At 41.0% G+C, this 12,242-nt stretch carries 7 protein-coding genes; 6 read left to right on the plus strand and 1 reads right to left on the minus strand.

The window, feature by feature from the left end:
• Positions 1-756 precede the first annotated feature (756 nt).
• From EKM81_RS06850 to EKM81_RS06875, 6 genes are all read left to right on the plus strand, one after another.
• Positions 757-1,743, plus strand: a complete 987-nt coding sequence (locus EKM81_RS06850) for an ABC transporter permease (RefSeq protein ID WP_125650191.1) — start codon at positions 757-759, stop codon at positions 1,741-1,743.
• 13 nt (positions 1,744-1,756) lie between these two features.
• A complete protein-coding gene (locus tag EKM81_RS06855; RefSeq protein ID WP_125650157.1) occupies positions 1,757-2,674 on the plus strand; it encodes a carbohydrate ABC transporter permease in 918 nt (305 codons plus the stop codon).
• Between the two features lie 68 nt (positions 2,675-2,742).
• Complete coding sequence (locus tag EKM81_RS06860) at positions 2,743-4,206, plus strand: ABC transporter substrate-binding protein (protein ID WP_125650159.1); 1,464 nt, start codon at positions 2,743-2,745, stop codon at positions 4,204-4,206.
• A gap of 1,124 nt (positions 4,207-5,330) precedes the next feature.
• Positions 5,331-5,933 carry a YesL family protein gene (locus EKM81_RS06865; RefSeq protein WP_125650161.1) on the plus strand — a complete coding sequence of 201 codons (603 nt, stop codon included), beginning with the start codon at positions 5,331-5,333 and terminating at the stop codon, positions 5,931-5,933.
• Positions 5,934-5,950: 17 nt separating this feature from the next.
• On the plus strand, positions 5,951-7,669 hold the full coding sequence (locus tag EKM81_RS06870; RefSeq protein WP_125650163.1) for a sensor histidine kinase: 1,719 nt from the start codon (positions 5,951-5,953) through the stop codon (positions 7,667-7,669).
• Positions 7,647-9,110, plus strand: a complete 1,464-nt coding sequence (locus EKM81_RS06875) for a response regulator transcription factor (RefSeq protein ID WP_125650165.1) — start codon at positions 7,647-7,649, stop codon at positions 9,108-9,110. The genes EKM81_RS06870 and EKM81_RS06875 overlap by 23 nt, the downstream gene beginning before the upstream one ends.
• Positions 9,111-9,965: 855 nt before the next feature.
• Here the strand turns inward: EKM81_RS06875 and EKM81_RS06880 are convergent.
• On the minus strand, positions 9,966-12,161 hold the full coding sequence (locus EKM81_RS06880) for a GH92 family glycosyl hydrolase (protein ID WP_125650167.1): 2,196 nt from the start codon (positions 12,159-12,161) through the stop codon (positions 9,966-9,968).
• Positions 12,162-12,242 lie beyond the last annotated feature (81 nt).

Genomic DNA, 12,242 nt, shown 5'->3' on the forward strand with positions numbered 1-12,242 from the left:
CCAGATTGTAGTAACCAACAAAGCCTGTGTGACAATCTTTCAAGATGGAATTGAAAGATATCACACAGGCTATTTTTGTCCTAGTATTCTATTATTACTGCCAAGTGAACTAAATTGACCAGTCCCACTAGCACTGCCTTAAACACTCACAACAGTGAAGATCACTAACCTAATTCCAGACGGAATGGAGGGACCTTGTCGTCAGCCAATGGTTTTTATTTGCGCCCGAGCTTGCGAGTAGCAGCCAAATTTGTCTTGCCGCTTTAGCGGTTAGACAAGGGCTTGTATTTGAGATTGTTGCGCAGCAATAAGCTCAAATCAATGCCGGCCACGTTCCACGACAAGCAGCCCGCAATGCGGTCAAAACTAATTCTGTTTCAAAAACTTCACCAGATTTAAGTGCTTTTGAACTTGGGTCTGCAGTTGACTCAAATCAATCCCGGCACCGTTCCACAACCCGCAGCCCGCAATGGAGTCAGAACCAATTCTGTTTCAAAAGCGTCACCAGATTTTAACCTTAGCTAAATTTCATTTTTATTTACTCAGTCCACAAATTATTGCAATAATTTATCCACAAAACGTTGCTTAGCCGACAACTTGACTAGACAAGACCGCCAACAAACCTTGTCTAGTCAAACTTTTATCAAAAAAGAGCGATTTCTTAAATTTATAGATAAATACCTTAAGTTTGTAGATTGTTGCTGATAGCGAAAGCGGTTACTATTAAGAATGTAAAGTGAGAGAGGAGGGAAAATGATGAAACAAGAAGTTGCCGCTGCAGAGAGTGTTGCCATACCTCGAAACAAGAAAAAGAAGAAAAACTTTTTTCAGCGTTTATGGGCAAATCGGGTATTTTTATTAATGGTTGCTCCCGGCACGATCTTTTTAATTATTTTCTTTTATATACCAGTATTGGCAAACGTTGTTGCGTTTCAGAATTTCCAATATACAGATCAAGGATTTGTTTATAGTGTGTTACACAGTCCTTGGGTTGGTTTTGATAATTTCAAATTCTTCTTCCAGTCAGCCGATTTCTGGATTGTGTTACGAAACACTGTTGGGTATAATTTGACGTTCCTATTATTGAATTTCTTCTTTGCCATCTTCTTCGGGGTGGTTATGAGTCAGATGCGAAAAGCTAGATTGCTGAAAACATATCAGACAATGATGTTGTTCCCTTACTTCCTGTCATGGGCGATTCTTTCCTACTTCGTCTACGCGTTCTTAAGCAGTGATAAAGGGATCATCAATCATATGATTACTGCCATGGGTGGTAGTTCGATTGACTTCTACAATGCACCTTGGGTTTGGCCGTTTATCATCATCTTCTTAGGTGTTTGGAAAGGTATCGGTTACAACAGTATCCTTTACTTTGCTACTGCCATGGGGATTGATCCGTCATACTATGATGCCGCAATGATCGATGGTGCTAGTAAGTGGCAACAAATCAAGAATGTAACCTTGCCTCATATTCTACCAATTGCAACTTTAATGTTGATTTTGAACATTGGTGGTATTTTCCGAAGCGATTTCGGTTTGTTCTACTTAGTGCCACGTAATTCCGGTTCGTTAATTGACATCACCCAAACTTTTGATACCTATATTTATCGGGCTTTAACGACAACCAATGATATTGGGATGTCAACAGCCGCTGGTTTAATGCAGTCAGTAGTCGGAGCACTTTTGATCTTCATTACTAACTGGATTGTTCGGCGGAAACAACCAGAATCAGCATTATTCTAAGGGGGTCTCACCAATGCGAAAAAAGAAACATATTACAGCCGTAGAAATTCGCAAGTTTAGTGCTGGGACTGACCTGTTCTTCAATATCTTTATTGGTATCTTTGCCCTAAGTTGTATCATTCCTTTCTTCTTCATTATCATTCTTTCTTTAACGAAAGAATCAGATATGACGACTTATGGTTATCAGTTCTGGCCCAAGCATTTTGTGCTTACGAGCTATGTTTATTTAGGTAAAATGGGTAAGCAAGTTTTACAGTCTTTAGGCGTCACAGTTTTTGTAACAATTGTTGGTACGGTGATGAACAGTTTATTCAGTTCCACTTATGCCTATGCAATTTCTCGGCGTGACTTTGCTTACGCCCGGTTCTTTACCATCTTTGCCTTGATTTCAATGTTATTTGTTCCCGGCATGGTCCCAACTTACTTGGTTGTAACTCAGATGTTAGGTTTGCAAAATAATATTTGGGCTTTGATCTTACCAATGAGTTTCGGGGTCTATAACGTCTTGATCATGAGGTCGTTCTTCAAGACGTCAATACCAGAAGCAATTATTGAATCAGCACGAATAGATGGTGCCAGTGAAATGCGGATTTTCCGTAGTATCGTTGTGCCACTAGCAATTCCTGGGATTGCCACAATTAGTTTATTCACTTCCTTGGGCTATTGGAATGATTGGATGAACGCCTTACTGTATATCAATGTTGATAATTTAGTACCTTTGCAATATTTGCTGGTCAAGATTCAGAACAACATTCAAGTTATGACCTCACAAATGCAAGCCGGTGCATCAGCAGCGATGGTGCAAAATATTCCCACTGAAGGCATGCGGTTCGCCGTTGTTGTTGTGGCAACATTACCAATTGCGTTAACGTACCCATTCTTCCAGAAATACTTTGTTAAGGGTATGACTATTGGCGGTGTCAAGGGTTAATCAGTTCGAGTTACTAATTTTGGGATTTAATTTATTTTAAATTAAAAATGTTTTAGGGAGGAATAGTAATGAAGAAATGGATTAGAAATCTGACTTTTGTCGGAATGGCAGCTATGAGTATGTTAGCATTGGCAGCCTGTGGCTCTAAGAGTAATAGTTCCAGCTCAGCAAAAACAACGGTCTCAATGACCATGCCTGGTGACAAGCCAAAGAACTACACGGAAATCATCAACAAGGCCAACAAAGAAATTCATAAGACTTACAAAGACATTGATTTAAAGATGAATTTCATTGGCTGGGGCGATTATGAAAAGAAATATAACGTCATGATCACTTCTGGTGAAAGCTATGATATTGCCTTTGCACAAAGCTATGCTGCTAACGCTGCTAAGGGCGCTTACGCTGACTTAACTGATTTAGTTAAGAAAGATGCTAAGAAGGCTTATGATACTGTTGATCCTGCATACTGGAAAGGTGTTACTGTTAACGACAAGATTTATGGTTTCCCAGTTAACGCTAACGTCTTTGCACAAAACGCATTAGTTTTCAATAAACAATTCCTAGACAAAAATAATATTGATGTTAACGCTGTTAATTCATATGCTAGCATGGAACCAGCTTTAGAGAAATTCCATAAAGCTAACCCTGGTGTGGCTGGCTTCGCAATTGGCCAAGGCTTCAAAGCTTCACCTAAGTCAATGGACTTCCCTGTTGGTAACGGCTATCCATTTGCAATTGATTCAAGTGGTAAGAGTGACAAGATTGTCAACGTTTATGATACTGAAGAGATGCGTGGTATCTTAGAGACATTGCACAAGTACTATTTGAAGGGTTATATTCCTAAGGATGCTGCTACTTCTAGCACACAATATAACTTACAAGATAACACTTGGTTCACTCGTCAAGAGACTGTCGGACCTTATGACTATGGTAACACTGCTTTGCAAAATGCCGCTGGTGGCAAGAAGATGGCAATTCAACCAATCACTGACCCATACAAGTCTTCAGCTCAGGCACAAGTTGCTGTTTGGTCAATTTCTAAGACTTCTAAGCATAAGAAGGAATCTGTTCAAATCCTTAACTTATTAAACACTGACAAGACATTGTTAAACAACATTGTTTGGGGTGTTCAAGGTCAACAATGGAACTTCACTGACAAAGCTAAAGGTAAAATCAAGACTACTAGCAAGTACAAACCAAACTACTTTATCGGTGCTTGGATGATGGGTAACAACAACATCCTTTATACTCAAGATGCAGTTACACCAGAAATGATCCAAAAACGCGATGATAGTATCAAAGATGCTAAACAATCTGCAGCACTTGGCTTCAACCCAGATACTTCATCTGTTAAGACTGAAATGACTAACTTGTCTAACGTCATGAGTAAGTATCTTGATATTTTGAACACTGGTACTGCTGATCCTGTTCCAACAATCGAAAAGATGGACAAAGAATTAAAGACTGCTGGTTATGACAAAGTTCAGAAAGAATTACAGAAACAATATGATGCTTTCTTAGCTAAGAAATAGTTAATTAGTGTGGTAAAAGTGGCCGAAGAATCATGAGTGCCACTGAATGCCAAAAAACGGGCAATTCTTTGCAGAATTGTCCGTTTTTACATAGTTGTTACTGAAGTGTTAATGGTTTTTCCATGACTATGCGTGTTAATTCGTTCCCTAGTTTGTTGACCGTAAAGGCTCGGCGATTTGGCATAAATTGTGTCAAGACTTCCTCAATAGGGTTGGTGGTGGATGGGCGTGGAACGACGTGGCCGTCGATTTGAGCTTTTCTGCGAAAATCTCAAATTCGAGGCTTATTGTAAGTGCTAAAGCGGCAAACGTGTTCAGAGCAGTAAACGGCTATGATTAACTGAAATAATTGCTCGATCTGGTTGCACCAGCTCAAACAATCATTTGCAGTTACTCTACGCCGAAAAACCACTGCTTTTCACACTCTAACCAATAATTTCACATCTGACGCCAATCACCTAGCCACCACCGGTGTAAACTAGCAGAATTGATTACCACTACTTGGAAAAGCGGATTGGTGTGAACTAATAGTTTGATTGACAAGTTTTATGGAGTTGAGAAAATCAATGTGCTGCAAAGCTAGAGACACTCTATCTCTGTCAGACTTTTTTGGTTTTACTATTCAGACTTTACATCAGTCTAATAGAGTTGAGCAATTTTACAATGGCTGCATTAACCACAAACAACAGTGAAGTGCTCTAACTCAACTCCAGACGGAATGGAGGGCGTGGTTGTCAGCCGCCAAATTCTTCTTAGCAATTTATTGCTTAGAAGAAGGCTCGTATTTGAAACAATTGTGGGTTTCAATTGGTTCAAATCGATGCCGGCCGCGTTCCACAACCAGCAAGCCCGCAATGGAGTCAGAACCAATTCTGTTTCAACACATTCACTTGGTTTTAGGGGTTTTGCACTTTGGTCTGAAGGGCACCATTTTTGCGCTTATCATTTAATAAGCAGCATGGTATTGGTAATTTAACAGGCTTCAAGTTAGAATAATGTAGACTAGTCAGGTAATTAGCTTCCTGACTTACATAGGAAATCCAGTGATTTAGTGGCGCCGGTCGAGGAATCGTTATGACCTGGATATGTAGCAATGATGGACCATTAATTGAGGAGTGATCAGGATGATTGGACAAGCCACACAAAGTGCTTTTACGAAAGTATATGTTGTCTTTTTAATGACAATTTTTTTCTGGGTTTATACGCTAGCAGGTTTGGTTGTGCTAGGGATTGGTCCGGCATTACGGGCAGTTACTGAGATGTTCATGGATAATCAGTGGCAGTATCGCGAATATCATTTCAAAGCTGGTTGGCGCCAGTTTAAAACTGATTTCTGGCATGTTAATTTACATTCATGGACTTTCTTAGGTATTATTGCCATCTTAGTTTACAATTTATATTTAAGTACGCAACTGAAGTTTTCATGGATTTTAATTGTCCAGTTCCTAATTATTTTCGCAATTGCGTTAACATTTAGTATGGGAATTTTTACGTTGCTATTACGCTCGCGCTATGATGTTAGCTTTAAAAATGCTGTTAAATTGGCAGCGGCACAATTTTTTGATAATTTCCCGCGCTTATTGTTATTCCTAGTGGCAACTATTGCTGTAATTGCGGCAGCGGCAAAATGGCCAGGTTTAATTTTGTTTTTAGCGCCAGGAACTTATATTGTGGTGGCTAATTGGTTCTCGCGTAAATGGTACACCAAGATTGACCAACTTCTTTAGGGTAAAGGAGTGGGCGAATGAAATCTAGTTTTTTGTGGTTGATCCGGGTTTATACAGCAATTCTAACGGTGACTGTCGTCTTTGCGACGACAGTCTTTGTGTGGTCTAGTATTCGTAGTTACAATGCCCAAGTTAGTCAGGCAGAAACGACAACGGTAACGCAACTGTCAAATACGGCAACGCGGAATCTTCAGCTAGCGAAGCAATTTGCTGCTCAACTGGTCAGTGATCCTAACTCAACTGATAATATTGAACATTATTTCTCGATGTCTTTAATGGACTACAGTGATTACACCACGGATCAGAGTATTGAGTCAGGTAAGTATTTCTTCTGGCCGAGCGAAAGTCGAATTTTTATGATTCAACATCCTGAAGTAAAGCAATTAACGCTATGGATGAACAATCAGAAGAAAGTTTTTGTGGCAACCCAGGAGAAATCGGGCGGTCAGCTTGTCTCTGCCAAAAGCCCACTAGTTCAGGATGAATTAGCAGTAAAATGGCCTTTGCTTAATCAGTATTCTTTACATACCGATGGGGTGATCGGCCTAACGTTTACGCGGAGCGAATTGAATAAGCAGCTGAGCCAATTAACAAGTTTACGACCAATGCAAATTTTTATGCGGACTGATTCTAATGCGCCGGCTTTTTATTTTGCTGGCAGTGACGTTAGCAAAGCTGAACAGCAACGAACGAAAAAAGCAGCTGATAATGAGCAACTCTCACAGTTATCAGGTTATCAGGTCACGCGTAAAGAAATTGCCGACTATTCAATTATTATGGTGACAAATCGCCGGCGCGCGCAACATCTTATTTTTCAACGTATCTTACCATCAATGATACTTGGGTTAGTGCTGCTATTGGCCTTAAGTGGTGGCCTGCATTTAATCTTTCGGCGTTATCAAACGCAACTGGGAATGATTGTTGAAACGGTCAATACTTTCAGTAAGGGTGATTTGGATGAACGTATTCCACTAGTTACGGAAAATAATGACCTACAAGTGTTAACTAAGGGTATTAATAGTATGCTTGAGGAAATCCATAATCACGTTTATACCATCTATCAATTACAGATTGCCAATCAAACGGCAAATATTCGCGCGCTCCAAGCACAAATTAACCCTCATTTCCTCTCAAATACACTAGAATATATTCGGATGGCTGCTTTGGATGCGAACCAACCTGAGTTGGCCAATGTTGTTTATAATTTTGCGGCATTACTGCGGAACAACACTGATTTTTCACCACGAAGTACTTTGAAAGAAGAACTATCATTTGTTGAGAAATACGTGTTCTTATATCAAGTACGTTTTCCTGATCGGCTCGCTTATCAGATTAAAATTGCGCCGGATGTTTATACAGTTAGCTTACCGAAATTCACACTACAGCCCTTGGTAGAAAATTATTTCGTTCATGGCGTGGATTTCTCGCGTGTTGACAATGCTTTAAGTATCAAGGCTTGGCGTGAAGGTGAACAGGTGTATTTGTTAGTTAAGAACAACGGTAATCCTTTGACGGCTGAGCAAGTGTTGAAAGTTAATCAGGAAATGCAAAATCCAAATAATGCTGAAAAAAGAACTTCAATTGGGCTCCAGAATGTTTATTTACGCATGAAGGATTATTTTGGCGATTCATTCAAGATGGCTATCAGTAGTGATGGTGTGTCTGGCGTTCAGCTAGTATTGCAGTTTAACGGTAGCGGGGGGACGAACAAAGATGTTACAGGTAATGATCGTTGATGATGAATATATGTTATTACGGGGCTATCGCAAGATTATTGACTGGGGCCATTATGGATTAGAGTTAGCAGTCACCGAACAAAATCCAACTAAGGCTTTGGAGATTTTGCGGCAGCGGCCAATGGATATTTTAATATCTGATATGAACATGCCAGAAATGGATGGTCCTAGTTTTGTGGCAGCGGCAAAAAATATTCGACCGCAAATGGAAATGATTGTCATTTCTGGATATGATAATTTCGACTATGTTAAAGCTGGGTTGCAACAGCACGCAGTTAATTATTTGCGTAAACCAGTAAATACTGACGAATTGGTTGAGAATTTGCAACATGCGATTGATCGGATCGCCCAACAGCGACAACAAAGTAAGAATGATCTTTTAGCGCGTCAAGCTAAGACGCGGGCTGTAGTCAATGAGACGGACGATACGGCGCGGGCAGAATTAATGGCCGATTTGGGTATTAATTTTTTGGAGCGCAGTAATAGTATCCGGCTCATTGGAATTTTAAATCCATTACCACCCTCAGAATTAACCAATTATTTGAAAGCTTTGCAGTGCATTCGGGGCTTTTTCTTAGATGGGAAAGACTATATTATTCTATTTAAGGGGAGCAATGTGGCGTTAAATTATTTCGTTAATCACGCGCCACATCATGTCAATGATAAACATCGGCCGATGCTAATTGGGGCACCAATTCCCACACCGGCACATTTATCAAGTGATTATGCCAAATTAAAGGCCGAAATAGCTCGGCAATATTTCTTTGAAAGTGCCGCCGGACTGCGCGTGATGGTTACTGCGGATAAGCAAGAATCAATGCCTGCACTGCCAGGATATTCGGAAATTAAAACCGCCATTGCCGGTTTAGATCAGGATGGCTTTGAAGATTGGTTTTTAGGTCAAATCCAAGTTTTGCAAGTTGCTAACGCGACTGATTTATTAGTACGCCAGTTGTCCTTGATTGTTTTATTAGTTTTAAACGAACGGCGAGCAATTACGGATGTTAAATCTCAAGCGATTACAGCAATCAATCAAGCAGCAGTGGTCTCACAAATTGTGCAAGTTATTATGTCAGTTTTCAAGCAGACAGTGAGTGATCAACGTCATTTCTCGCCGAATGTAATGGCAACTTGCCGAATTGTTGAGAAAAAATATCGCGAGGCCTTATCATTAAGTATTGTGGCGGATGAATTACACTTAAATGCCGTTTACTTGGGACAACTGTTTAAGCAAGATACTGGTCGCAGCTTCTCCCAATATTTAAATGATTACCGGATTAATGTGGCAGTTGATATGCTGCGGAATCCTAGCCTTGACGTGAATTATATTGCCACTGAAGTGGGTTACCAAAATCAAAGTTATTTTTATCGGATTTTTAAACAACAAACGGGGATGACTCCCTTGGAATACCGTGAGGGCGTGGAACGGCGTGGGCATTGATTTAAGCTTTTTCTGCGAAAAATCTTAAATACAAGCCTTATTCTAAACGGTAAACCGTTAAGAATAATTTCACACCTGACGCCAATCGCCCAGCAACCACCAGATAAAACTAACAGAATTGAGCACCACTGTAAGTAAACTAGATTGCAGTATACAACAAAGCCTGTGTGACAATCTTTCGAGATGGAATTGAAAGATGTCGCACAGGCTATTTTGATTTTGCTATTCAACTATTATTGACGAGTGAATTAAGTTGATCAATCTTACTAACACTGCCTTAACCACTAACAACCTTGAAAATCAACAACTCAACTCCAGACGGAATGGAGGGACCTTGTCGTCAGCCAATGGTTTTTATTTGCGCCCGAGCTTGCGAGTAGCAGCCAAATTTGTCTTGCCGCTTTAGCGGTTAGACAAAGGCTTGTGTTTGAGATTGTTGCGCAGCAATAAGCTCAAATCAATGCCGGCAGCGTTCCACGACAAGCAGCCCGGAATGGAGTCAAAACCAATTCTGTTTTAACAGCTTCACTGGGTTTTGGCGCTTTTGAACTTGGATTTGTAATTGGCTCAAATCGACGGCCGCCGCGTTCCACAACCCGCAGCCCGCAAAGGAGTCAGAACCAATTCCGTTTTGACAGATTTATCGGTTTTAGTACTTTGAGCTTTGGATTTGTAATTGGCTTAAATCGATGTCGGCTGCGTTCCACACCCCGCAGCCCAAAATGGCGTCAGAACCCATTCTGCTTCAAGACTTCACCAGGTTTTAACTTTTTGGACTTTCCTTGGCAGTCTCAACAATTTGGACACAAAAAAGGCCCACCTGGCAGTCAAAAGTCAGCTGGACCTTAAAGACGTTTAATTTGATAAAGAGAATGGTAATTCGTTGGCAGTAAAGTGATGCTGATTTGGTGCGAGCCCCAAAGTGGCGACAAACTCGCCACCAGCCATAATTTGGTCATACGTTAAATAACTAGCCGTAAAAGGTTGTCCGTTTAATTGCTGCGTCTGGACAAATTGATTTTGCGGGTTGTTATTGCGAGTTGTTAAGGTCAAATCTTTTTGTCCTGGTAAGTGTAGCACGACTTGGTCGAAAAGTGGCATCCCCAAAACAAATTGACCACTGCCTGGGGTAACGGGATAAAAGCCCAGAGCAGACAAAATATACCAACCAGCCATTGAGCCATTGTCTTCATCGCCAGGAAAACCAGCAAAGCCAGCGTTAAATTTCTGACAAAGTTGTTTGACCAAGAGCTGCGTCATTTCTGGGTGATCCACATAACTAAATAAGTAAGGAATGTGGAAACTTGGTTGGTTGGACAAGGCCAATTGGCCAAAGTCTAAAGCAGCTAGTTCCGTCATCTCATGAATTTCAAAGCCATAACCACCAACTTCAAAGCTAGCTGGGCTGTTGACCAGTTCAACCAGCTTTTGATAAAACTGTTCGCGACCACCATAACAGTTGGCTAAACCAGCAATATCCTGATAGACAGCAAAACCATTTTGCCACACGCTACCTTCAGTATAACCATGGCCCCATTGTAAGGGTCGGAAATTTTCTTGGAAAGTACCATCAGCATTTTTGGGCCGTAAGAAACCAGTTGTCGAATCAAAAATATGACGATAGTTCAGCGCCCGTTTTTGATACTTCTCAATTAAATCTGTACGTCCAGCTTTCTCGGCAACAACGGCAATGCAGTAGTCACTGTAAGCATAGTCTAGGGTGTGATTGACACTTTCATCATGATTATTAGGAACGTAACCGTATTTCAAATAGTCATAGGTGCCACGTCGGCCATATTTGGGATCATCGCTTTGTACTGTGGCGGCCTTTTCCATGGCTGCTAAGAATTCGTTCAATTCATTAGTAGACAGCAGATCTTTGCTAGCGGCGTCAGCAATCACAGCGTCAATTAAGGTACCCGGCATCATCCCCCGTTCGTCAGGGGAGAGCCATTTAGGCAGATAGCCACTTTCGCGATAGCTGGTCAGGAATCCCTGTAGCATTTCGTGGAGTAGTTCTGGCGCAATGATTGAGTAGAAAGGATAAACAGTTTTGTAAGTATCCCAGAAACCATTGTTCGTGTATAGATAGCCGGGTTTGATCGTTCGAGTCAAGGTGTTGTAATGGTAAGGCTGCCCGTCAGCACCTAATTCGTAGAATTTCTGCGGGAACAAAAATAGTCGGTATAGTGTTGTATAAAAAGTGCGCACTTGTTCGGGATGATGGTGGTCATTTACTTCAATGCGATCGAAGAAATTCTGCCAAGCAGCGATCGCAGCCGTTAACTGTTCAGCACTCGTCTTTTTTTGAGCTCGTTGTAAATTTAAATGAGCCTGTTCGGCGGATAAAAATGAGGTTGCAAGTTGTAATTCATTGGTTTGACCAGCAATGAAGAAACATAGTTGCAGATCTTGACCTTGCCAGTGCGTTGCATCAGGCGTAATTGTTGCGGATTGTTGTTCACTTTTAACTAAAGTGGCGGTTAAATCAAATTCTTGAGTGGCCTGAATTTCAAAATACATCTTGAAATCAGGGTCCTCGCAGTCAGAAATATTATTGACGTAACCGCTAATTGTGCGGGTCGTTGGTTCAAGTTTGACGTCACTTTTTCCTGGTAGTTGTAGCTGGAAACCCGCATGGTCGTTCGTATAGTTACTACTTAGGGTTGCGCCGTAAGTACTAGGAATTAGGGTACTGGCAATCTGATAATGCTGGTCAAATAAGGCCAATTTGACCGGGCTAAAAATAGCAGCATCAGGATCAAATGATCCAGCAAAATCAGCAATTTGATCACTACCAGGGTTTTGATTGATTGGTAAAATCAATAGTTTAGAGAAATCACCAACCCAAGGACTAGGCTGATGGGTTAGGCGAAAACCTTCAAAACGATGAGCTCGGGGATTAAAAAACCAACCACCTTGGCTACCGTCATTTTGCACAGTGAAATAATTCATGGCAAAAGGGACCCCAGTTAGGGGCAAGGCATTGCCATGAGAAAGCCGGTAGTTATTGTCGGTTCCTTGACGTGTATCAATTGCGGTAATTTGCATGGTAAACTCCTTAGTTTTAAATACGCTAGTTTGCGCTTATTTTTTCAAAAAAGACTCACTTTGACAAGAAGCTGCAATGAT

Source organism: Lapidilactobacillus gannanensis, from assembly GCF_003946675.1.
GTDB lineage: Bacteria > Bacillota > Bacilli > Lactobacillales > Lactobacillaceae > Lapidilactobacillus > Lapidilactobacillus gannanensis.